This window comes from Shewanella sp. DAU305, from assembly GCF_026802235.1.
GTDB classification, from domain to species: Bacteria; Pseudomonadota; Gammaproteobacteria; order Enterobacterales; family Shewanellaceae; genus Shewanella; species Shewanella baltica.
Window position 1 is genome coordinate 2,091,043 of record NZ_CP113808.1, and the last position, 22,812, is coordinate 2,113,854.

The 22,812-nt window shown below is 38.1% G+C and carries 18 protein-coding genes and 2 pseudogenes; 17 read left to right on the forward strand and 3 right to left on the reverse strand.

The window, feature by feature from the left end:
* Positions 1-76: 76 nt before the first annotated feature.
* Positions 77-1,582 carry a peptide MFS transporter gene (locus tag OX890_RS08930; RefSeq protein WP_006085592.1) on the reverse strand — a complete coding sequence of 502 codons (1,506 nt, stop codon included), beginning with the start codon at positions 1,580-1,582 and terminating at the stop codon, positions 77-79.
* A 475-nt stretch (positions 1,583-2,057) separates the two neighbouring features.
* On the opposite strand from OX890_RS08930, the gene rfaH reads away from it, so the two are divergent.
* The 17 genes and pseudogenes from rfaH to rfbB all read left to right on the forward strand — a co-directional run bounded on the left by rfaH (position 2,058) and on the right by rfbB (position 21,041).
* Positions 2,058-2,564: a transcription/translation regulatory transformer protein RfaH gene (gene rfaH / locus OX890_RS08935; protein WP_268650444.1), complete on the forward strand. Its 507-nt coding sequence runs from the start codon at positions 2,058-2,060 to the stop codon at positions 2,562-2,564.
* Positions 2,565-3,723: 1,159 nt separating this feature from the next.
* Positions 3,724-4,836, forward strand: coding sequence for a polysaccharide export protein (locus OX890_RS08940; protein WP_268650445.1), 1,113 nt, complete (start codon positions 3,724-3,726; stop codon positions 4,834-4,836).
* Between the two features lie 22 nt (positions 4,837-4,858).
* Positions 4,859-5,293, forward strand: a complete 435-nt coding sequence (locus OX890_RS08945; RefSeq protein WP_268650446.1) for a low molecular weight protein-tyrosine-phosphatase — start codon at positions 4,859-4,861, stop codon at positions 5,291-5,293.
* A 15-nt stretch (positions 5,294-5,308) separates the two neighbouring features.
* The gene (locus OX890_RS08950) at positions 5,309-7,540 is read left to right on the forward strand and encodes a polysaccharide biosynthesis tyrosine autokinase (RefSeq protein ID WP_268650447.1); all 2,232 of its coding nucleotides are present in this window, start codon (positions 5,309-5,311) and stop codon (positions 7,538-7,540) included.
* A 140-nt stretch (positions 7,541-7,680) separates the two neighbouring features.
* A complete protein-coding gene (gene wecB / locus OX890_RS08955; RefSeq protein ID WP_268650448.1) occupies positions 7,681-8,811 on the forward strand; it encodes a non-hydrolyzing UDP-N-acetylglucosamine 2-epimerase in 1,131 nt (376 codons plus the stop codon).
* A gap of 125 nt (positions 8,812-8,936) precedes the next feature.
* Positions 8,937-10,205: a UDP-N-acetyl-D-mannosamine dehydrogenase gene (gene wecC, locus OX890_RS08960; RefSeq protein WP_268650449.1), complete on the forward strand. Its 1,269-nt coding sequence runs from the start codon at positions 8,937-8,939 to the stop codon at positions 10,203-10,205.
* A gap of 1 nt (position 10,206) precedes the next feature.
* Positions 10,207-11,481, forward strand: coding sequence for a Vi polysaccharide biosynthesis UDP-N-acetylglucosamine C-6 dehydrogenase TviB (gene tviB / locus OX890_RS08965; protein ID WP_268650450.1), 1,275 nt, complete (start codon positions 10,207-10,209; stop codon positions 11,479-11,481).
* 62 nt (positions 11,482-11,543) lie between these two features.
* On the forward strand, positions 11,544-12,572 hold the full coding sequence (locus OX890_RS08970; RefSeq protein WP_268650451.1) for an NAD-dependent epimerase/dehydratase family protein: 1,029 nt from the start codon (positions 11,544-11,546) through the stop codon (positions 12,570-12,572).
* Complete coding sequence (locus OX890_RS08975; protein ID WP_268650452.1) at positions 12,569-13,402, forward strand: glycosyltransferase family A protein; 834 nt, start codon at positions 12,569-12,571, stop codon at positions 13,400-13,402. The genes OX890_RS08970 and OX890_RS08975 overlap by 4 nt, the downstream gene beginning before the upstream one ends.
* Before the next feature lie 146 nt (positions 13,403-13,548).
* A complete protein-coding gene (locus OX890_RS08980) occupies positions 13,549-14,499 on the forward strand; it encodes an O-antigen ligase family protein (RefSeq protein ID WP_268650453.1) in 951 nt (316 codons plus the stop codon).
* A gap of 130 nt (positions 14,500-14,629) precedes the next feature.
* Positions 14,630-14,749 (forward strand): annotated as a pseudogene (locus OX890_RS21215) (hypothetical protein); the annotation flags it as partial.
* An 84-nt stretch (positions 14,750-14,833) separates the two neighbouring features.
* Positions 14,834-15,004 (forward strand): annotated as a pseudogene (locus OX890_RS21220) (DapH/DapD/GlmU-related protein); the annotation flags it as partial.
* A complete protein-coding gene (locus OX890_RS08990; RefSeq protein WP_268650455.1) occupies positions 15,000-16,190 on the forward strand; it encodes a hypothetical protein in 1,191 nt (396 codons plus the stop codon). The pseudogene OX890_RS21220 and the gene OX890_RS08990, both read left to right, overlap by 5 nt.
* Complete coding sequence (locus tag OX890_RS08995; protein WP_268650456.1) at positions 16,183-16,941, forward strand: WecB/TagA/CpsF family glycosyltransferase; 759 nt, start codon at positions 16,183-16,185, stop codon at positions 16,939-16,941. The genes OX890_RS08990 and OX890_RS08995 overlap by 8 nt, the downstream gene beginning before the upstream one ends.
* 32 nt (positions 16,942-16,973) lie before the next feature.
* Positions 16,974-18,374 carry an undecaprenyl-phosphate glucose phosphotransferase gene (locus OX890_RS09000; RefSeq protein ID WP_268650457.1) on the forward strand — a complete coding sequence of 467 codons (1,401 nt, stop codon included), beginning with the start codon at positions 16,974-16,976 and terminating at the stop codon, positions 18,372-18,374.
* A gap of 155 nt (positions 18,375-18,529) precedes the next feature.
* The gene (gene glmM / locus OX890_RS09005; protein WP_268650458.1) at positions 18,530-19,882 is read left to right on the forward strand and encodes a phosphoglucosamine mutase; all 1,353 of its coding nucleotides are present in this window, start codon (positions 18,530-18,532) and stop codon (positions 19,880-19,882) included.
* Between the two features lie 130 nt (positions 19,883-20,012).
* Positions 20,013-21,041, forward strand: a complete 1,029-nt coding sequence (gene rfbB, locus OX890_RS09010; RefSeq protein ID WP_268650459.1) for a dTDP-glucose 4,6-dehydratase — start codon at positions 20,013-20,015, stop codon at positions 21,039-21,041.
* Between the two features lie 207 nt (positions 21,042-21,248).
* Here the strand turns inward: rfbB and OX890_RS09015 are convergent, their stop codons facing one another.
* Complete coding sequence (locus OX890_RS09015) at positions 21,249-21,953, reverse strand: HutD/Ves family protein (RefSeq protein ID WP_268650460.1); 705 nt, start codon at positions 21,951-21,953, stop codon at positions 21,249-21,251.
* A gap of 164 nt (positions 21,954-22,117) precedes the next feature.
* The gene (locus tag OX890_RS09020) at positions 22,118-22,567 is read right to left on the reverse strand and encodes a copper resistance protein NlpE (protein WP_268650461.1); all 450 of its coding nucleotides are present in this window, start codon (positions 22,565-22,567) and stop codon (positions 22,118-22,120) included.
* Between the last annotated feature and the right edge of the window lie 245 nt (positions 22,568-22,812).

The following is a 22,812-nucleotide window of genomic DNA, read 5'->3' on the forward strand; positions in this document are numbered from 1 at the left end:
AATTCAAACACGACACAACGAAAAACGCCTTACTATTGCTAGTAAGGCGTTTTTGTTTTTACTGTCGAATAGCTAATTAGCGTTTTATTGCTTCATGCTCAGCAGTTACAGCAATTTCACTTTCTAAGACTTCAGCTTCAGTCTGGTGCTTGCTTTCAGCGCCATGCATCCAGTCCACTAATTTATCAGCCATAAAATACAGAATAATACCTGAAAGAGCTGCTGTGATGGCAATGCCAGAAAAGATCGCCATTGCATTTGCCAGTTGTTCTTCTTTTGCACCGCCATGGCCGATGAATGAGCCAACCACACCGCCAATCTTGTTGGCGGCAGCAACGAATAGGAACCAAGCGCCCATCATCAAAGATGCAATACGCAGTGGAGCCAGTTTAGTCACCATAGATAAACCAATAGGTGATAAGCAAAGTTCACCCATAGTGTGGAAGAAATAAGCGCCCACTAACCACCACATGCTCGATTTAACCGATGCATCACCGCCCATTTGCATTACAGCACCTATCATGAATAGGAAACCGATCGCGAGTAAGAACAGGCCAAGCGCAAATTTCACTGGAGAGTTAGGTTCATTCTTACCTAAGCGGATCCAGATAGAAGCAATTACAGGTGCAAATAATACGATAAAAATAGCGTTTAATGATTGGAACCAAGTCGTCGGAACTTCAAAGCTACCGACCATGCGATCGGTGAACTCGTTAGTGAACAAGTTCATTAAACCGCCAGCTTGTTCGAAACCAGCCCAGAATATAATTGTGAACAAACCCATTACCATGATGACTTTAATACGGTCACGTTCAACTTTGGTCAGAGGTTCTTTACGTACTTCACCTTTCTCTTCCGCTTTTTGCTTTTCAAGCTTAGCGGCTGGCACTCTGCCGATATCGCCTAAATACTTCTGTGCGAACAAAAATTGGATGATTAAAGAGAAAATCATACCAACACCGGCACAGAAGAAACCTGCTTGCCAGTTGTTAACAAACACTTCTTGTCCATCAACGATAGTAGCGTGTCCGAAGCTAGTATAAGCCCAGGCGACTATAAAGCCTGACAGGGCAGCACCTAAGTTGATGCCCATGTAGAAAATGGTAAATGCGCCATCACGACGGTGATCGCCTTCTTCGTAAAGATCACCCACCATAGTGGAGATGTTTGGCTTGAATAAACCGTTACCCAGAATGAGAGTACCCAAACCAATATAGAACACAGTTGTTTCTAAACCTGGGATCCAACTATGCGGTGCAGCAAGTAAGAATTGACCCGCAGCCATTAAAGCGCCACCAAAATAAATGGCTTTACGTTGACCCAGTACGTTATCGGCTAACCAGCCGCCGATAAGTGGCGTTAAGTAGACTAACCCTGTGAAGGTACCATAAAGCGATAATGCTTCTGCTTGAGTCCAACCTAGACCATGCCCGCCATCACTCTGCACTTTATCGACTAGATAAAGTACCAAAATGGCGCGCATTGCATAATAACTAAAACGTTCCCAAAGTTCTGTTGTAAACAGCAGGAACAATCCCTTAGGATGCCCAAGCATCGTTCCTTGTGGTTTTGCTACGCTCATGAAGTCTTCCACCTTAAGCTCGTGATTGCCTGTGGGCCCCTGAAACAGGATGATGTCGCCACAGAAAAATGGTTGTTGCTCGTCCCAATATCGCCTGCAGGTTTAATCAGCAATCAATTAACACAAATGCATTCATTAATTGTTGAATAACCGCTAGTTACGTATGGGTTATTGTTACGTTCTTATAATAAAAGTAATGGTTTTAGCTGTAAAATGAGTATTTTCGCTAAAATCCCACCTTATATACCCCTTAAAAGCAACCAAAGTCAATTTTGGTAAGCTAAGTGGTGACATTATCAGCAATATAGTGTTGCCGTGATTTTAGATGTGAATTTGCTAATGTAAGCGTACATTGTCTGCATACCGAGCGAGAGACTGGAATAGGCGAAAAACTACTTCCATCGACTTAAGCATCTTTGCTATGATTGCGACCCGTGAATGGACGTCACTTAAAATAGGGTAGTGAGATTAGCGTATGAAGGCATGGTACCTTTTGTATTGTAAGCCTCGTAGTGAAGCGAGAGCGCAACAGAACTTAGCACTTCAAAATTTAGAGACCTATTTACCTATGGTCTCTGAAGAGAAATCTCAGCGCGGACGGAAACAGGTCTGTCGTGTACCATTATTCCCTAATTATTTATTCATCAATTTCGACCCGAGCCAAACAAGCGTTAGGCAGGTCCACTCTACTCGTGGTGTGAATCGAATCGTTAATTGTCAAGAAAAAATGACGCCCATTGACGACAGAATTATCCATGCCATTCGCATGAAAGAATTAACGCCTTCCCAAACGGTATTAGCCGAAGCATTAGAGCTAAAAACTGGGGAAAAAATTCGTTTTACAGATGGACCGTTTGTTGATCTAGAAGGTATTTTTCAAGAAAAATGCCCAAATAAGCGTTGTCACGTTTTATTTAGCATCATGGGACAGATAAAGACAGTTACTGTGCCAGAGAAAAGTGTTGAAAGAGTTTGCTGTTAAGCAAGTGATGCAAGCAACATTGTAAGAATTATGACGATGTGTTTGTAGGATATTAGCTATTTTTTGGGGGCATGTTTTTTGCCTGCAATTTATGTAGGTCATTTAAGGTATTATAAATCAATGGTTTATTTTTTAGTTGAAGTTGTTGGTTTGTTTGGTTACAAACTGATGTCTAAAATTTAAGCGGGCGACTTGTGTTTGGTTGTTAATTAATCAGCTGAAAATGAGAGTTTACAGTAAACTTCTATAATCTAAAGTTGTGATAATGAAGTTTTGAGTAGAAGTCTAGGTATTCAGTGCCTAACTAAACGCTTAGATTGAGAGAATGCTTTAATGATATGGTGACCTTGTATGGGGTGACTAGATTTAGTGTTTAAAAGTGATATTGAGGTCAAGGCGACAATTAGCCTAGTTAAGCGATTGTTGTTTTTCCTCATAGAAAGTACAAACTGCTCAGCGTGTTTTTCTCACAAGGATAGCACCCGCTAGGAATACTAAAGGATTAGAGCCTTACCATTCTTTACAGTAGAGAATGCTATAGCTTTATTGCTTGAAAAATATGAATTTTCGCGTCGCGAAGGGCAATATAGAAGCCGCAATCTATGGGCGGTAGCGTGCCTGAAGGGCATCGAATGAATAGTTTCATTCGTTAAGCGGACGCCGAAGGCCTATGGCCGCCACGCGGATCGGTAGCGTGTCTGAAAGGTGAGAAACCGCAGGTTGAGCTCTCGAACGAGAGGTACGGATACCGAACTGGTAGCTATATAGGGATATATTTATCGAATGAATAGTTTCATTCGCTAAGCGGACGCCGAAGGCCTATGGCCGCCACGCGGACCGGTAGCGTGTCTGAAAGCATCCTAGGAAAGGTCACGTTTTACAGTATTTAAAGGTCTGTAAAACTGCTTGCTGCTACTAACATGTATTTTTACCTTCTACTGTATATGGTTTAAGTATTGATTAGCTTTAAAACATCTTTTTAGTTTAAAATTGAACACTTTTGTGCCTGATATACTGTGCCGCTTTATGGGCCTTTCCTTAAGCGGTCGCTCGAAAAATCTGCTTATCCTTAAACAGGTATACATAAAGACTCACCATAATTGAGTGCTGAGTTATGCCTCACTACTGATAGAAATATTTTAATAATTGGGATCCTACGATGACGTTTCGCTACAAATCACTCATAACATCTTTTGTACTTGTGACTATGTCTGGGTGTGCCCTTGTGCCCGGGAGTCATTTTGAAGGTATTGAATCCGAAGAGCAGATCCACAATTTGGAGGAAGATCTCAAAAAAGTAAATATTCAAATCATTGATGCGTCATTAATATCACAGCAAAATCAATTGCGTAAAAGTCCAAAGACCATGTCAAGCAATGCGGGTATTGATACCAGTCACTACCAATACAGATTAGGTGTTGGCGATGTGTTAACTATCGGCGTGTGGGATCATCCTGAGTTAACTATTCCTGCTGCGGTTCAGCGAACTGCAGAGTTTGATGGTTTTAGGGTTCAAGAAGACGGCACTATTACTTATGCATATGCTCCAAATATCCCGGCAGTAGGCAAAACAGTTAGAGAGCTCCATAAAGAGTTAGTTAAGCGTTTAAGCAAAGTAATCGAAGATCCTCAAGTAGACATAAAAGTGGTCGGGTTTAGAAGCCAAAAAACCTACATTACTGGTGAAGTCACCAAACCAGGTGTCTATCCTGTCACTGAAATCCCATTAACACTTATCGACGCATTAAATCAAGCGGGTGGTTTATCTGACTCTGCGGATTGGCGAACAGTCACTTTCACCCGTGGCGATACCACTGAAACGATTCAATTAGATAAGTTCTATGCTCAAGGTGATATTTCGCAAAACCGTTTGTTGCAAAATGGTGATATTGTCCATGTTAATCGCAACGATACACAAAAAGTGTTTGTATTAGGTGATGTTAAGAAAGCGGGGACTGTGTCCCTTAATCGATATGGACTCAATCTAGCAGAGGCATTAAGTGATTCTGGTGGCTTGAACGAGAACACAGCAAATGCAAATGGTATTTTTGTTTTGCGTAAACGCGATTATGAGCAAAGCGGTATTCTTGCTGATGTGTATCAATTACATGCTAGAAACATCGCCTCCATGGTGTTAGCAGAGCAGTTCGAATTGCAACCACATGATATTGTTTATGTTACTACAGCACCGTTGGCCCGTTGGAACCGCGTAATCAGCTTGCTCTTGCCTTCTGTTACTTCAATTGAACGTGTAGATAGTTTGGGCAATTAGTTTCCAAATAGGGTAGTTAATTATGTTTGATTCTATATTAGTCGTTTGTGCTGGTAATATTTGCCGCAGTCCAACTGCTGAATACGTATTAAAAGCCAAACTAGCAGATAAAAAAATAAAGGTATCCTCTGCGGGTTTGACTGCTTTAGTAGGAAAGTCTGCGGATCCAATGGCTCAAAAAATTGCCGCTAGTCATGGTGTAACAATGGATGAGCATAAAGGTCAGCAATTATCATCGCAATTAGTATCTTCTAATAGCGTTATTCTCGTTATGGAACAACGTCATTTAAATGATTTACACAGCCGCTTTCCTGAGGCCCGAGGTAAAACATTTTTATTGGGGAAATGGATAAATAATGCAGAAATTCCCGACCCATATCGTCAAAGCCAAGAAGCATTTGAACACGTATATGCATTAATCGACGGCGCTTGTAGCGCTTGGCAAAAGTATCTATAAAGGAATGGCAATTTAATGAGTGTTCAGCCTACAACAAAGAAAACTGATAATCTTGCACAACGAGCACAAGAAATCGATTTGATGGCACTTTTTGGTGCATTGCTAGACCGCAAATATTTTATTATTGGCCTGACAACATTGTTTATGTTGATTGGTGTGATGTATGCGGTGTTTTCTACACCTGTTTATCAAGCGACAGCGATGATTCAAGTTGAAAAAGGTGGGTCCTCAGTCCCTGGCTTAGATGATATGGCTGGTATGTTCGAGAGCACCTCTGCTGCCATTACCGAAATCGAGTTACTAAAATCGCGCTCAGTGATTGGTGAAGCCGTGGATACATTGAAGCTTGATATTGTTGCTGAACCTAAAATATTTCCTCTCATTGGCGCGAGAGCTTATAGAAAGTTCAGCTCTCTTAACGAGAACGATATCGCTGAGCCCAGTTTTGGTGCCACAAGTTATGCTTGGGGCGGTGAGAGTATTGATATTTTTCGCTTCGATATACCTGTATCAGCCATCGGAATGGAGTTCACTCTAGTTGCTCTTGAGAACAACAGCCTAGCCTTATTTAATGATGAAGGTGAACAATTACTTAAAGGTAAAGTCGGAGAGGAGCTGAGTAACGGTAATTTTAACTTAACAGTGCGAAGCCTCCATGCTCGTCCAGGAACTGAATTCATTTTAGAGCGTAAGGATAGATTAAATACTATTTTGGATTTACAAGAAGCTCTAGGTGCTGGTGAGAAAGGTAAAGACTCAGGTATTGTAAATTTGAGCTTAGAAAGTGATAAGCCAGGCTATGCTGAACAAGTACTTGATAAAGTTGCGGCAATTTATGTACGTCGTAATGTAGAACGTAATTCAGCGGAAGCACAAAAATCACTGGAGTTTTTAGAAGTTCAGTTACCTGAAATTAAAAAACAACTCGAGTTTGCTGAGCAGCGCTTTAACGATTACCAAATTAAACGCCAGTCAATTAATATAACGTTAGAAACTCAAGGCGTACTTGAGCAGGTTGTTAAACTGGAGACCCAATTACAAGAGCTTGAACTCAAACGTTTGGAAATGGGTCTAAAATTTAAAAAAGACCACCCAGCATTTCAAGGTCTGGTTCAGCAAATAAGTGCAGTGAAAGAACAGAGAAAACAGTTAGTTGGTGAGGTCGGTAACTTACCTGAAACTCAGCAAGAGTTATTGCGCCTTAAGCGTGATGTCGAAGTGAGTAATCAGATTTACACTATGCTATTAGGTAAAGTGCAAGAGTTAGATATTGTCCGTGCGGGGACCGTTGGTAATGTTCGAATTATCGATTCAGCCGAAGTTAATACCTCAAAGCCTGTAAAACCCAAGAAAGCTTTAATTGTAATATTAGCGACCATGCTAGGTGGTTTATTTGCTGTTGCTATTGTTTTAGTGCAGAAAGCAATGCATAGGGGAGTTGAAGACCCAAGTGAGATTGAGGGTATAGGTTTGCCTGTTTATGCAAGCGTGCCCTATTCTGAAAATCAGGATAAGCTTTTAGGTTTCGGGAAATCACGCAAAGCCAAGTCTACAGCAAAAGCTAAATCAATTCTTGCCGTAGATAATCCCGCAGATTTATCCATTGAGGCATTGCGCAGTTTACGCACTAGCTTGCATTTTGCGATGATTGAAGCAAAAAATAACATTATTGCTATATCAGGCCCTAGCCCAGGTGTAGGTAAATCATTTATTTCGGTCAACTTAGCTGCCGTGTTAGCCCAAAGTGGCAAAAAAGTGTTAATTATCGATGCAGATATGCGCAAAGGTTATTTACAAACTCAGTTTGGATTGAAATGGGAGGACGGTTTAAGTGACTATTTATCAGGTCGTTTAAACTTAGACCAAGTTACTAAGCCAAGCATTATTGAAGGCTTAAATGTGATAACCCGTGGCCAAATCCCGCCTAATCCTTCTGAATTATTAATGCATGAAAATTTCAGCAAATTAGTTGCTGAAGTTAGTTCTGCCTACGATTTAGTGATTATTGATACACCGCCGATTCTCGCTGTAACTGACCCCGCTATTGTCAGCGCACAGACCGGGACTACACTATTAGTTACTCGTTTTGGCCAGAACCATTTGCGTGAGATTGAACTAACTCGTAACCGCTTTGAACAAAATGGAATTGATGTTAAAGGCGTAGTATTCAATGGTGTTTTGAAGAAAGCTAGTAATGCATATGGTTATTATGGCTATTATAATTATGAGTATAAATCAGGGGAATAGTGTGTAATGTTATTGATTTAAAGAAGTCGTTATTTATATTTAAAACTATTTAAGTTTATATTTATAATGAAAGTGCGATTAAAGAAACTCAACGTGAAATGTTATTCTAAAGCTAATTAAAACTCACAAAGGATGTAAGAGTGAAAGTATTAACAGTATTTGGAACTAGGCCCGAAGCTATTAAAATGGCTCCACTAGTACATGCCCTAGCAAATGATAGCCGTTTTGAGGCAAAAGTTTGTGTTACTGCGCAGCACCGCGAAATGCTAGATCAAGTTCTTGAGTTGTTTAAGATCACGCCGGAGTATGATTTAAATTTAATGAAAGCAGGTCAAACTCTACCTGAGATAACAAGTCGTATTTTACAAGAACTAACCCCAGTACTTAAGGAGTTCAAACCTGATGTTGTGCTAGTTCATGGTGATACAGCAACGACTTTTGCCGCAAGTTTGGCGGCATATTATGAGCAAATCGCTGTTGGTCATGTTGAGGCAGGACTGCGAACTGGTAATATTTATTCACCATGGCCAGAGGAAGCTAATCGTAAGTTAACTGGAACTCTAACTAAATATCATTTTGCTCCTACAGATACCTCAAAGGCTAATTTACTCAAAGAAAACTACGCTAGTGAAAACATATTCGTTAGCGGTAACACGGTTATCGATGCATTATTACTCGTAAAAAAGCAAATAGAAGATGATTTGGAACTAAATGAAACACTTGCTGCACAGTTTCCAATGCTCGATGAAAGTAAAAAATTAATTTTAGTCACAGGTCATCGGCGTGAAAGTTTTGGTGGTGGCTTTGAGCGTATTTGCGAAGCCTTAGCGCAAACGGCTAAAGCACACCCAGATTGCCAGATATTGTACCCAGTACATCTAAACCCTAATGTTCAAGAGCCTGTAAATCGTATTTTAAATGGTGTCAGTAATGTACACTTAATTGAGCCCCAGCAGTACTTACCATTTGTTTACTTGATGAACCGAGCTTACATTATTTTAACTGACTCTGGTGGAATACAAGAAGAGGCACCAAGCTTAGGTAAACCTGTGCTAGTTATGCGCGATACCACTGAGCGTCCTGAAGCAGTCGATGCTGGGACTGTGAAGCTTGTTGGTACCGATGTGAATAAAATAACTTCAGCACTAAATGATTTACTTGGTAGTGAAACTGCTTATAAAGAAATGAGCAGAGCACACAACCCGTATGGGGATGGGAAAGCATGCCAACGTATTTGCGATATATTATCAAGCTCGCAACAATTGCTTTAGTTCTAGCTAATTAGTTTCGCATGGTTTGCTACAGTTAATTACATTCACTCTACTTTATTTAAATATCAAATTTTTATCAAGTTCGAGATTACAACTCGGCTCAGAAGTTCGTACAAGGAAATATCATGTCATTCGAGACTATTTCAGTAATTGGCTTGGGGTATATTGGTTTACCAACCGCTGCCATGTTTGCTTCACGTAAGAAAAAAGTTATTGGTGTTGACGTTAATAAGCTTGCTGTCGACACGATTAATCTAGGTCAGATTCATATTGTTGAACCAGATTTAGATATGATAGTCCATGCAGCTGTTACTGAAGGCTATCTTAAAGCAGTAAGTATTCCGGAGCCAGCAGATGCATTTCTAATTGCAGTGCCAACACCATTTATGCCTTTTGAAGATGGTGCTATTCCTGAGCCTGACCTGAGTTATATCGAATCAGCATGTAATGGTATTGCGCAAGTCTTGAAGCAAGGGGATTTGGTGATCTTAGAGTCAACATCACCTGTTGGCGCGACTGAGCAAGTGGCTCAATGGCTAGCTGATGCGCGCCCAGATTTATCTTTCCCACAAACTGCTGGTGAAGATGCTGATATCAACATTGCGCATTGTCCTGAGCGTGTTCTCCCCGGACAAGTCGTACGTGAATTAGTTGAAAACGATCGTGTAATTGGTGGAATGACGGCAAAATGCTCGGCACGTGCGGTAGAGCTTTATAAGACCTTTGTTCAGGGGGATTGCGTTATCACTAATGCTCGCACAGCTGAAATGGCAAAGCTTACTGAAAATAGTTGTCGCGATGTTCAAATTGCTTTTGCTAATGAGCTTTCTATTATTTGCGATAAATTAGATATTGATGTCTGGGAATTGATTTCATTAGCAAATCGTCACCCGCGTATAAATATATTACAACCGGGCCCTGGTGTCGGCGGACACTGTATTGCAGTTGATCCATGGTTTATTGTTTCAAAGACACCTAGTGAAGCAAAGCTTATTCATACAGCAAGATTGGTTAATGATTCAAAACCGAAATGGGTAATTAATAAAGTTAAACTTGCTATTGCTGATTATTTAATTGCAAATCCAGAGAAAACAGCAAAAGATATAACAATAGCGTGTTATGGGTTAGCATTTAAACCAGATATTGATGATTTGCGAGAGAGTCCTGCTAAGGAGATTGTTTGTTGCATTGCTAAAACTCACAAAGGTAGGATTCTTGTCGTTGAGCCAAATATTCAAGTTTTGCCCGAAGTGCTATCAACGTTGGAATTGGTTGATATGCAGGACGCATTGGAAATTGCAGATCTTCATTTAGTACTTGTCGATCACAAAGAATTTAAGCAGTGTAAGATTAATACAAAATTATTAATTGATACAAAAGGCATTTGGAATTAATATGAAATTAGATAATCTGAGAATTGGAATAATTGGACTCGGTTATGTAGGTTTACCTTTAGCTATAGAGTTTGGAAAAAAATGTGAGACTCATGGATTTGATATTAATATCGCTCGCATTAATGAATTAAAAAATGGTGTTGATAGTACATTAGAGTGTACAGCTGAAGAGTTCGAAAATGCAAAGCATCTAAAATTTACTAGTAACTTAGAAGATATTATAACTTGTAATGTTTACATAGTTACAGTTCCTACTCCAATCGATGAGCACAAACAACCGGACTTAACTCCATTAGTCAAAGCTTCAGAAGCATTAGGTAAAATAATTAAAGTTGGTGATGTTGTTATATATGAGTCAACAGTTTATCCAGGAGCGACTGAAGAAGTATGTATTCCAGTAATCGAAAAAATTTCAGGTTTAAAGTTCAATATTGATTTTTTTGCAGGTTACTCACCCGAGAGAATTAATCCAGGTGATAAAGAACATCGTGTTATTAATATCCTTAAAGTAACAAGCGGCTCCACTGAAGAGATTGCCGAATTCGTTGATCAACTATATAAGATGATTATTGTTGCAGGAACTCATAAGGCCTCTTCTATAAAAGTAGCTGAGGCAGCAAAAGTAATTGAGAATACCCAACGTGATGTTAATATTGCTCTAATTAACGAGCTTTCAATAATTTTCAACAAGTTGGGAATAGATACATTGGAAGTATTAGAGGCTGCTGGTACTAAATGGAATTTCTTACCTTTTCGGCCAGGGTTAGTTGGTGGGCATTGTATTGGTGTTGATCCTTATTATTTGACTCATAAAGCTCAGTCAGTAGGTTACCATCCTGAGATGATTTTAGCTGGCAGAAGGCTTAATGACGGAATGGGCCAATATGTTGTAGCACAGCTCGTTAAAAAAATGCTAAAAAAACGTATTCACGTTGAGGGCGCTAATGTATTGATAATGGGATTGACTTTTAAAGAAAATTGTCCCGATCTGCGCAATACAAAAGTAATTGATATTGTAGAAGAACTTAAAGAGTTCAATATGAATGTTGATGTAGTTGATCCGTGGTGTTCACCTGATGAAGCACAAAATGAATATGCTCTTGAAATAACAGATATACCTAGAAATGGTAATTATGATGCGATTATTCTAGCTGTAGCTCATGATGAATTTAAGCACATGGGGACTGAAAAAATTCGAGATTATGGTAAGTTAGAGCATGTTTTGTATGATCTTAAATATGTTTTACCAAAGCAAGATGTTGATATGCGTTTATAGTGATCTAGCATACTAACAACAAACGGTGGAGTTAAGTCTTCACCAATTTTAATGGAGTTATAATGACTAAATACGAACAAGTACAACTAGAATTACTCAAATATCCAAAAGTATGGTTAGTAACTGGTGTAGCAGGCTTTATTGGATCAAATTTGCTGGAGAAATTATTAAAACTAAATCAGAAAGTTGTTGGGTTAGATAATTTTTCAACTGGGCATCAATATAATCTTGATGAGGTTCAAGATTTAGTAACTGATGAACAATGGCAGAATTTCAGTTTTATTGAAGGTGATATTCGTAACTACGAAACATGCTTACATTCGGTTTTGGGCGTTGATTATATACTTCACCAAGCAGCGTTGGGATCTGTTCCTCGTTCAATTTCTGACCCAATAACTTCGAACTCTACAAACGTTACTGGTTTTTTAAATTTATTGAATGCTGCAAAGGAATGCAACGTAAAAAGCTTTACATATGCTGCAAGTAGCTCGACTTATGGTGATCATCCTGCACTTCCAAAAGTTGAAGATAATATTGGGAAGCCATTATCTCCTTATGCTGTAACAAAGTATGTAAATGAGCTATACGCGGATGTGTATTTTAGGACTTATGGGTTCAATACAATCGGATTACGCTATTTTAATGTGTTTGGAAAAAGACAAGATCCGAATGGCGCATACGCTGCGGTAATTCCAAAATGGTCTGCATCTATGATCAAAAATGAAGATATTTATATTAATGGTAATGGTGAAACTAGTAGGGATTTTTGTTATATAGATAATACTGTACAAATGAATATACTTGCTGCTACTGCCCCTGATACTGCAAAAAACCAAATATATAATGTCGCTGTTGGTGACCGTACGTCATTGAATAATCTTTTTGATATAATAAAAATGTCTTTAAAAGAAAATAATGTAACATTTTCTAATGTTCCAAATTATAAGAATTTTAGAGTGGGAGACGTTATGCATTCTCAGGCTGATATTTCTAAAGCAACTGAAAAACTTGGATATTTCCCGACTGATACTATTTATACAGGTATACAAAAAACAATGCCTTGGTATGTAAATAATATGGGGCTAAAATGAACATTGGATTAGTTACACCATTACATAATGAAATCGATTCTATTGATCAGTTATTTGCTTCTATTGAGTCACAAGATTTAGTCATTGAACATTGGGTTATTGTAGAAAATGGAAGTAATGATGGCAGTAAGATCGCTTTATCTGAAAAATTAAAACCTAAAAATGTAGTACACCTTCATATTTTAAATGAAGATAGATTTGGCGGTAAGCATGAGCTAGGCTTTAAATATGCATCAATAATCCGTTTTGGTTTTGATTACCTCTTACACAAATCAAGTAATAATCTAGATTTTATCGGGATTTTAGATGCAGACTGTTTTCCGGAATCAGATTATTATTCAGTTTTGACCAACTTTTTAACTAATAATCCCGAAGTTGGAATTACCAGCGGAAGAATTTATTTAAATGATGGGAAAATGGATATTGCTAATCCTAATTGGGTTAGAGGTGGGTGTAGATTGTGGCGTTTCAACTGCTTTAGTGCTGCTGGCTATGTAATCGGACCATCAGCTGATGCAATTAGCTCTGCTAGAGCTGCAATTTTAGGTTGGTCCTCTGTAGTATCTCCAAATGCTAAAGTTTACTCAAGAGAGGTAGGAGTTAAAGTTAACTATGAATACTATGGTTTTGCATCATATTATCGTGGATGTTCTTTATTTTATGGATTTATAAAGTGTTTATATTTGTTTCCTAAAAAGCCAAGTAATGCGCTTGGTTTTGCAAAGGGTTTTTTTGGGTCATTTATTAAAAATAAAGAAAGAATTCAGGATGAAAATGTTTTTCATTATTTTAATAATCAGTTATTCAGAAAGTTTGTAAATAAAAAATGACGTTAATATTATGTATAATAGCATTGCTTGTCAGTATTGAATCTAGTGCTATTTATTTTATCTTCCCTCTTTACATTTTAATGCTTTTATTCGTGGGTTATTATAAAATAAAGAGATCATATATACTTTTAGTAGCACTTTTTTTAATGTTTTTTTCATTATTTGCCTCTATACTGATTAGTGGCGAAGTAGTTGAGTCTTTTAAGGTTTTTATTCGATATGCTAGCTACTTAGTATTACCACTTTTTATTTATAATTTAATTCGGTTTATTAAAGTAGATGTTGCTTTTGTGTTCTTGGCATTAATTCCGTATATTTTACTCCCATTTGGAAAGTTTTATCTTGTTGAGGAGTTAACTGGCCTTAGTAGATATTCTTTCGTTTTTTCACATCCTAATCACTTTGCTTATTATTTAGTTCCAATAGCAGCATATTTCCTATTTATAACTAAGCGTGATTATGTTCTTACTTATAGTTTTGCATTTTCAGCGGTCTTGTTCATGTTGTTGCTTTCGAAAAGTTCCGGTGGTATTTTTGTTATTCTTGTACTTATTTTGTATAAATATAGAACTAAATTAGTTAGACCTAGCGGGCTTTTTCTACTTGCCACTATTTCTCCATTGCTATTTATTTTCGGTTTTGCTGATAAATTCCTAGACCAAATTATGTTCTTAAATCAAATTAACTTAAGTGATCTACTCTCGCGTGATAACTTAGGGGGAAGCGGTTCACTATCTTGGCGTTTAGTGTATTGGCTTATGATTTTAAAAAGCTTTTTTGATTCTGATATATTGCATATTATTTTTGGCAATGGCCTTGCTACTATGAGTTATGGTTCATATGCCTATAGTTTTATGTATACAGATCCGCACAATGATTTTATACGGATATTAGTTGAACAGGGAATTATAGGTTTGATACTGTTTGTTCTATTACTTGTGTTGATAATTAGGAAGTTTAAAATTTTATCGATGCCATTGTTGATATTGATTTTTATGCCAATGTTTATCGGCAATATAATCGTAAACCCAGTTTTTGTTTTGTTAACAATTGTTGGTTTTTTAGATTTATACAGGAAACAGTATTATGAGATCTGAGTTTAAGTATAATTTAGTAAAGCTTATGGGATTATTTTCAGGTAATGTTTCATTTTATAAATTTTTAGCACCTTTAAGTAAGATATTTTGGAGGTTATCGCTGGGTAGTATTGGGCCCAACTCTAGAATTATGGCACAAGTAGAAATACTTGAACCCCAACATGTAAACATTGGAGCTAATGTCTACATTGGTAAACGAGTAAGTATGTATGGTGGCGGTGGAATTTTTATTGGTGACAACGTGCTGATTGCGATGGATTGTATATTGTTAACTCGCAATCATAAATTTAGTAAATCAAAATTGATCAATACCCAAGGATATACATATAAAAAAATAGTAATAGATTCTGATGTTTGGTTGGGTGCTAGAGTAACTATTCTACCTGGAGTTGTAGTTGGTCAAGGAGCAATTATTGCAGCTGGAGCTGTTGTAAATAAAAATGTCGCTCCTTACAGCATTGTGGCTGGAGTGCCAGCAAAAGTTATTGGAAATAGAGTAAATGAATCTGAGGATTGAGTTTGTTTTATCGCTTTTAAATAGAGCATTACCACCATTGCTTATTTTAGGTTCCATTTCAATTTTCGAAAAGGTACTTTCTGGAGTTGAATTTACAAATTATTTATTAATGTATTCTTTTTTGATGTGGGTGATTTCATGTTTTTTCCAGTCTCAAAAAAATTCAATTATTAAGCTTTGTGTTGCAAGGAATAAAGTAAATGAGCGTGTCAGTGTCCTCTATTTTTATTTGGTCTCACTTGTAAGTTTTTTTTTGGTTTTATTTTTTTATCCAGTGTTTGAAGCATTAGTACTAATTATTGTTATAATTGTCAATGGGGCTTTATATTTTTTTGGTGCCCATTTAAGATTGCAGGCCAAAACTTTTTTATTTATATTAACAGACACACTAGCACAAGTATTTAAGTGGTTACTAGCGATTGCTTTTGTTTATTTTTTTTCTTCTGTTGAAAGTGTTTTTATTGGTTTTTTTCTTGGTGCAGTTGCGTTTGTTTATTTACAGTATTTAAATGTAGATATTGATGGAGATATTTGCAATGTTAAACGAGTAGATTTTTATGAGTATTTAAAAAACATTATCCCGCTTTTATTACTTGATCTTGGTATTTCAGGTTTTATTTATGCAGATCGTTTTTTTCAGCAGATTGAGTCTACATCAACATTTATTATTGCTTCAACAATATCTACACAATCCGTTTCTATTGTTGCGGGTACTATCTTGATGATGATATACCCAAAGATTAGTATTAGTTATCATCATGACAGAAATAAATTTTTGCATTTGTGGAAATTAACAATTAAATTTTCTTTTTTTCTTATTTTGTCTGCTTTGCCTGCTATATCATTAGGTAATTGGGTTATTTCCCTATTATATAATGTTGAGTTTAAACATGACCCGATTTATTTAATAACGTCATTGTCACTTTCTCATGCAATTTATTATGTATTCATGTGTTTAGCTATTCCACTTATTATTGTTGGTCAGCAAATTAGGGTTGGGGTTATTCTACTTTTTTCATTGTTTTTGTATTTGTTTTTTGTTTTTACTTTTGCAATAGAGGAAGTTTTGATTGTTAAACTAATTTTGATGTCCTCTGTTACTTTGGTTTTGTTCTTTTACTCAATTTCAACCTTTTTAACCTTTTCAAAAAATGATGATATAATTGATGAATAATGAAAATGTAGCTAAAGAGAATATATTATTTCTTGGGTCAAAAATGCATGCTTGTAATATGACGGACACTGTATTTGCGATTGAAGAACGTATTATATTGAAAGAATTTACTCAGCACTGTGTTGTAAACGTTGCTAAGTTAATAAATATGCAAACGGATAATATATTAAAAGAATCTGTAGAGTCTTGCGATATAGTTAATATTGATGGTATGGGGGTTGTTTGGGGCGCTAGGTTTTGCGGTCATAAAGTACCTGAGCGTGTCGCTGGTGTTGATCTGTTTCATCGTTTGTTAGCAATGAGTTCTGATAATCAGTTCCCAGTTTTTTTGTTGGGTGCAACCGATGATGTTGTTTCTTTGACGGCTAAAAAGGTTAAAGAGCAAAACCCTGATTTGATCATAGCTGGCTTTCATAATGGTTATTTTTGGGATGATGAACAACTGGTTATTGATAAAATACGCAATTCGGGAGCTCGACTGCTTTTTGTCGCTATCACTTCTCCTAAAAAAGAAAATTTCATAAACCGCTGGAAAGAGCAGTTAGGTGTAGATTTTGTAATGGGAGTTGGAGGTACTTTTGATGTTGTTGCGGGTAAGGTCAAAAGGGCCCCTATTTGGATGCAAAATGCAGGTTTAGAGTGGCTATACAGAGTTATGCAAGAGCCTGGTAGAATGTGGAAGCGCTACCTTATTACAAATTCAAAATATCTAATGCTGTTATTGAAGGAAAGATTTTTTAAAAAGACTTAATTTTAATTAAATTTCATTGTCACAAGGTTTGTATGAAACAATTTGATATTGGTATTTTCAATAGTAATCAGACGATTGTATCTTTGGTTCAGAGATGTTCGGATATTTTATTCGTTATTTTAGGTATGTTTTTTTCTCAAACTTATTTTGATTTGTCTTGGAGTCTGCAGCATACTGCAATTACGGCTTTAGTTGTCATCTTGTTTTATTTTATGAGTGAGGTCGGGGGGCTGTATATTTCTTGGCGTGGCCTTTCTACTTATACAGAATTGAAGCGGACCACATTATATTGGACTTTTTCATGTGCAGTGCTTTTTTTTGTTTTTAATTTATTCTCACCCCAATATGTTTTGTTAAATTCATTTAATCTTTTTTGGTTTTTTACAACACTTTTGTTACTCTGTTCTTATCGTATCGGTTTACGAATAGTTCTAGCTAAGTTTAGGTCGCAAGGGATTAATACTCGTACTATTGCTATTGCAGGTGCGGGTATATTAGGTGAGAGCTTATGTAAGAAAATCATTGAATCACCATCTCTTGGTTTAGTTTTTACTGGGTACTATGATGATAAGCCTTGTGATGACGCTCTAATTCGTGCTCAGACTATTGGTGATCTTGAAAGACTAATTTCCGATTGTAAAGAGGGCAGCATTGACCGGGTGTATATCGCTTTACCTATGCGAGCAGAAAAGAGAATTAAGTGGCTTGCTAATGAGTTGTCTGATACTACTGTTTCAGTTTATTTGGTACCTGATATATTTATGTTTGAATTGTTGCATGCTAGAAGTGATGTAATTAGTGGTATACCTACAATTAGTATTTATGACTCACCGCTTGATGGGCTTAATGCTATTCTTAAGAGAGCGGAAGATGTGATCTTGTCGATTGTGATTCTTACCTTAATCTTCCCGTTTTTATTATTGATTGCAATAGCTATTAAGCTTACTTCGAAAGGTCCTGTTTTTTTCAAACAGAATAGATATGGCATCGATGGTAAACCAATTAAAGTTTGGAAGTTTCGATCAATGTCAGTAATGGAGAATGGGCAGAACGTAACTCAAGCTAAAAAGAATGATTCGCGGATTACTCCTCTAGGAAAATTTTTACGATCTACTTCGCTTGATGAATTACCTCAGTTTATCAATGTGCTTCAGGGGCGTATGTCTATAGTTGGTCCTCGTCCACATGCTGTCGCTCATAATGAAGAATATAGAAAGCTTATTAGTGGCTATATGCTTCGTCATAAAGTCAAACCTGGTATTACAGGTTGGGCGCAAGTTAATGGGTGGCGAGGTGAGACTGATACTCTTGAAAAGATGGAGATGCGAATCAAATATGATTTGGAGTATATTCAAAACTGGACTTTATGGTTTGATATAAAAATAATTACTGCCACTATTTTCAAGGGGTTTATAAACAAAAATGCATACTAGTTCGTGTAATTAAAATCTAATCGTTACAAGTCACTTCTCAATTTTGATGGAAATTTATTTTTATAAGTGAATGTTGATGGTGTTGGTTTTCGTTTTCTTTTTATCAGCTTTTAATATTAATTAGTTGAGTTGACATTTTATAATATAGGTTTTTTATGTCTAGGAAGTATTTTGGTACTGACGGTGTGCGTGGCAAAGTTGGTACTTTCCCTATTACCCCGGATTTCGCGATGAAGTTAGGTTGGGCTGCGGGTACTGTGCTGGCGTCTAGCGGAACGAAAGAAGTACTGATTGGTAAAGATACCCGTAGTAGTGGTTATATGCTTGAGTCGGCAATGGAAGCAGGGTTCTCTGCTGCGGGCGTGAATGTTGCGCTTATTGGCCCTATGCCTACACCTGCGGTTGCGTATTTAGCCTCTACATTTCGTGCTGATGCAGGGGTAGTAATTAGCGCATCACACAATCCATTTTATGATAATGGCATTAAGTTTTTTTCTAATTCCGGCACTAAGTTAAATGATGCCCAGGAACTGGAAATCGAAGCCTTGTTAGAAAAGGCGCTGAACCAGAATGCGATGCAGTGTATTGCCTCGGAAAAGCTGGGTAAAGTACGCCGTATTGATGATGCAGCCGGTCGTTATATTGAGTTCTGCAAAGGCACTTTTCCAAATCATTTGTCTTTAGCGGGATTAAAGATTGTTGTCGATAGCGCCCATGGTGCTGCATACCATATCGCGCCGAATGTTTACCGTGAACTTGGTGCTGAAGTGATTAGCATCAATGACAAACCTAACGGCGTGAATATTAATGATCACTGTGGCGCCACACATTTAGACAGTTTGCAAACTGCGGTTATGGTACATGAAGCTGATTTAGGTATTGCGCTCGATGGTGATGCTGACCGTGTTATGTTTGTCGATCACAATGGCCATGTGGTTGATGGTGATGAGATTTTATTTATCCTTGCCCAGGCAGCCCACAGCAAAGGTGAAATGACAGGTGGCGTGGTTGGTACCTTAATGTCAAATCTTGGTTTAGAGCTTGCGCTTAAGCAGATGGATATCCCTTTTGTTCGCGCTAAAGTAGGTGACCGCTACGTTGTTGAGCAACTTAAAGCTACTGGCTGGCAATTGGGTGGTGAGGGTTCTGGGCATATATTGAGCTTGCAACATGCTTCAACAGGTGACGGCATAGTTGCATCCTTACAGGTACTTAAAGCTGTATTAGAGTCCCAGAAGAGCTTGTCTGAGATTAAAGCTGGCATGACTAAACTTCCGCAAGTGTTGATTAACGTACGTTTAGCCACCGCTGATGCCGATAGCATTTTAGCGACACGTAGTGTTCAGCAAGCTGTGATTAAAGCCGAAGGGATCTTAGGCGACCAAGGTCGAGTGCTGTTGCGTAAATCGGGTACAGAGCCACTTATTCGGGTCATGGTCGAATCTACCGATACTATAATGACGCAGACTCAAGCAGAATATATTGCGGATGCGGTTCGAGCGGCTTAAACCTTAGGGATATTAAAGCTAACGGTTATACGTGTTCATTCAGGTATTGATATGCTGAATTTTTAAGCCAGAAAGTTGTATACTTTCTGGCTTTTTTATTTTAATGCTTTTTATTTTTGGGGTAGGCGATATGCGAGTGCTAGTTACTGGTGGTGCAGGCTTTATCGGATCTGCTTTGGTCCGTATGCTGATTGAGCAAACGACGTGTGTTGTGATCAATTTTGATAAGTTGACCTATGCCAGTGATCTCGAGTCCTTAGCATCTATTGCCGATAGTGATCGCTATCATTTTATTCAGGCAGATATTGGCGATAGGGCAAAATTAGATCAAGCATTTCAGAATTATCTGCCAGATGTGGTGATGCATTTGGCGGCCGAAAGCCATGTTGATCGCTCAATTAATGGCCCTGCTGAGTTTATCCAAACCAATATAGTGGGTACTTATACATTGCTTGAGGCGTGCCGCTGTTATTTCCAAAGTTTGAATACGGATAAGCAAAAAGTGTTTCGATTCCATCACATTTCCACTGATGAGGTCTACGGTTCACTGGGTGATACAGGACTCTTTTCTGAGACGACAGCTTATGATCCCAGTTCTCCTTATTCGGCGAGCAAGGCATCGGCGGACCATTTAGTTCGAGCTTGGCATCGCACCTATGGTTTACCGATAGTTATCACTAACTGCTCTAACAATTATGGCCCTTTTCAATATCCTGAGAAGTTGATCCCTTTAATGGTGCTTAACGCATTAGCTGGCAAGCCGTTACCTGTATATGGCAATGGCCAACAAGTTCGTGATTGGTTGTACGTTGATGATCATGTACGGGCGTTGTTTCTCGTGGTGACCCAGGGCACTGTGGGGGAGACTTATAATATTGGTGGCACTAATGAGCGGAGTAATCTTGAAGTCGTACATCAAATATGCGATTTACTTGAGGAGTTAGTACCCACTCATGCACAAGCACAAGCACTTGCGGTTGATGGTGTTGGTTTTCGCAGTTTGGTAGAACATGTTACTGATAGAGCTGGGCATGACGTTCGCTATGCTATTGATGCGAGCAAGATCCAGCGAGAGCTTGGTTGGCAACCATTAGAATCCTTTGATTCAGGCCTTAGGAAAACTGTCGAGTGGATAGTGGCTCGGTATCATAAAGCGTAAATTGATTAATATTGCAGATTTGTACCGCTAGCGAGCATGGGGAAATTTGAGGTTACATATTATTTGAAGCCACTTATTCAGTGCAGTAGAAGCTAAGACATTTTGTTTAGTTAATCATCGAGGTAATTTCTACAATTATGTTTATAGCTAAATTTAACTGTTCCTATATATGATGAATCTGAGAAGCAAGGATAGCTTTTATGGTTTTCAGGCCGTAATGGTGACTCTAAGTAATCGACTTGGCGTTGTCGTTGCTAACTTTATATCTTCGCCTGGTCTAATAATAAGCATGTCATAGGGCATGATCTTGATGAGCTTGCCATTGTGCTCCCATGTCATTGTATCTAAGCAGCAGAGTAGTTGGATGATAGTTGTGTCAGCTTCAGTCTTGTGGTGCTCACTTTTATTGTTGTTTGTGGTTGCAGCATGTTCTTCTATAAATATGCCATCAAAGTTAAGCCTTTGAGTATGCGCTTTAAATACACCGCGTTTGGTCATCACATTGAAATCAATAACATTACTGCCTAATAGTTGACTTGTTATTGAGGTTTCCCCTGCAAAGCAGAAGGCACTGTCTATAGGCGTGAGTCGTTTATATTCAGTTGTATCTGTGTCTCCCAGTATTCTTTCTTCTCCCCCAAGGTCATTTATCTGTTTTTCCCCTTCATGGTTATCGATGCTGAGTTGAACACCATCACCTTCTAGGATAACCAGTTGTCTGTCTATGCCATTAAATAATGAAAAGGGTCCGTTACTGCCAATGCTTGCTATGCTGATCCGATAATCGAATTCAGTAAGATCGGCAGTGGCGGGCGAAATAAGTAGCTGTTTTGTGCTCCCACCGCCATTTTTCCATGGTGTTGATGGGCAATCTTGATAGCGGATCAATTGCGCTTGTTTATTTAAAGTCATTCCTTCGTCTCTGTATTTTCCGCTGTGGCTTAATAACAATGTCGTTCGCTCATCCTTGAGCCTTATATTGCTTCCGTGATTGAGCTGAGTACATTTGAGCTTTAGAGGGTAACTGCACGATTTTATAATCGTATAGCTATGATCCTCTCTTCAAAAACACTCTGCTATTGTTTCTTTTTCAATACATAATTAGCGGTCAGATCGCCAGTAATTCTTTGGCCTTCAGTATCTAACATGATCAGCTGATTTTCACCGACCAGATACTGTGTGCCATCTTCCAAAGTGATTTTTTGTCCTTTCTCATCCCACGCTGCTTTACCCATCAGTTTTAAAATCTTCTCATCTTTACCCAAATAAACCGTTTCTTGAACAAAGCTATTATCAGATTGTAATGTGATCAGGGTTTGAATACCTTCGCAACTGGCGCAAGGCAACACACCTTCATAGCTGCCTGCCCAATCGAGTGAATTTTGGCTGGTATCGCCGACAGGGACGGATTTAGCGGCTTCTGTTTGAACTTGGGCAGTATCGACTGCGGTTTCTTCTTTTGGGGCTTCAGAGCAAGCCGTGGTAAATAAGGCCAGAAGTGCGATGCAACATAGTGATTTGTTCATAGTGGCTCCATTAGAATTTCGGGGTGTTACGGGTTAAGTGCATTCATCATACCCGCCAAGGCTGGCTTAGCCTAACTTTGGCTATTCCTATTTTATAACAATAGCTTAAGTTGTACTCGTGTGTATTCAAAGTGGCGAGGATGTTAGTTATTAGCCTAAAGTCTGTAACCAATAAGATGATAATTTATCCTTTGAAACTAGTCACTTTCGAGATTGAATCTATACTAAAGCTTAACTATTCATCG

Coding starts and splice junctions, on each gene's coding strand:
- glmM (WP_268650458.1), top strand. CDS start 18,530: ATGTCTAGGAAGTATTTTGGTACTGACGGTGTGCGTGGCAAAGTTGGT.
- OX890_RS08940 (WP_268650445.1), top strand. CDS start 3,724: ATGACGTTTCGCTACAAATCACTCATAACATCTTTTGTACTTGTGACT.
- wecC (WP_268650449.1), top strand. CDS start 8,937: ATGTCATTCGAGACTATTTCAGTAATTGGCTTGGGGTATATTGGTTTA.
- OX890_RS08975 (WP_268650452.1), top strand. CDS start 12,569: ATGAACATTGGATTAGTTACACCATTACATAATGAAATCGATTCTATT.
- OX890_RS08995 (WP_268650456.1), top strand. CDS start 16,183: ATGAATAATGAAAATGTAGCTAAAGAGAATATATTATTTCTTGGGTCA.
- OX890_RS09020 (WP_268650461.1), bottom strand. CDS start 22,567: ATGAACAAATCACTATGTTGCATCGCACTTCTGGCCTTATTTACCACG.
- rfbB (WP_268650459.1), top strand. CDS start 20,013: ATGCGAGTGCTAGTTACTGGTGGTGCAGGCTTTATCGGATCTGCTTTG.
- OX890_RS09000 (WP_268650457.1), top strand. CDS start 16,974: ATGAAACAATTTGATATTGGTATTTTCAATAGTAATCAGACGATTGTA.
- rfaH (WP_268650444.1), top strand. CDS start 2,058: ATGAAGGCATGGTACCTTTTGTATTGTAAGCCTCGTAGTGAAGCGAGA.
- OX890_RS08930 (WP_006085592.1), bottom strand. CDS start 1,582: ATGAGCGTAGCAAAACCACAAGGAACGATGCTTGGGCATCCTAAGGGA.
- OX890_RS09015 (WP_268650460.1), bottom strand. CDS start 21,953: ATGACTTTAAATAAACAAGCGCAATTGATCCGCTATCAAGATTGCCCA.
- tviB (WP_268650450.1), top strand. CDS start 10,207: ATGAAATTAGATAATCTGAGAATTGGAATAATTGGACTCGGTTATGTA.
- OX890_RS08990 (WP_268650455.1), top strand. CDS start 15,000: ATGAATCTGAGGATTGAGTTTGTTTTATCGCTTTTAAATAGAGCATTA.
- OX890_RS08950 (WP_268650447.1), top strand. CDS start 5,309: ATGAGTGTTCAGCCTACAACAAAGAAAACTGATAATCTTGCACAACGA.
- OX890_RS08945 (WP_268650446.1), top strand. CDS start 4,859: ATGTTTGATTCTATATTAGTCGTTTGTGCTGGTAATATTTGCCGCAGT.
- OX890_RS08970 (WP_268650451.1), top strand. CDS start 11,544: ATGACTAAATACGAACAAGTACAACTAGAATTACTCAAATATCCAAAA.
- OX890_RS08980 (WP_268650453.1), top strand. CDS start 13,549: ATGTTTTTTTCATTATTTGCCTCTATACTGATTAGTGGCGAAGTAGTT.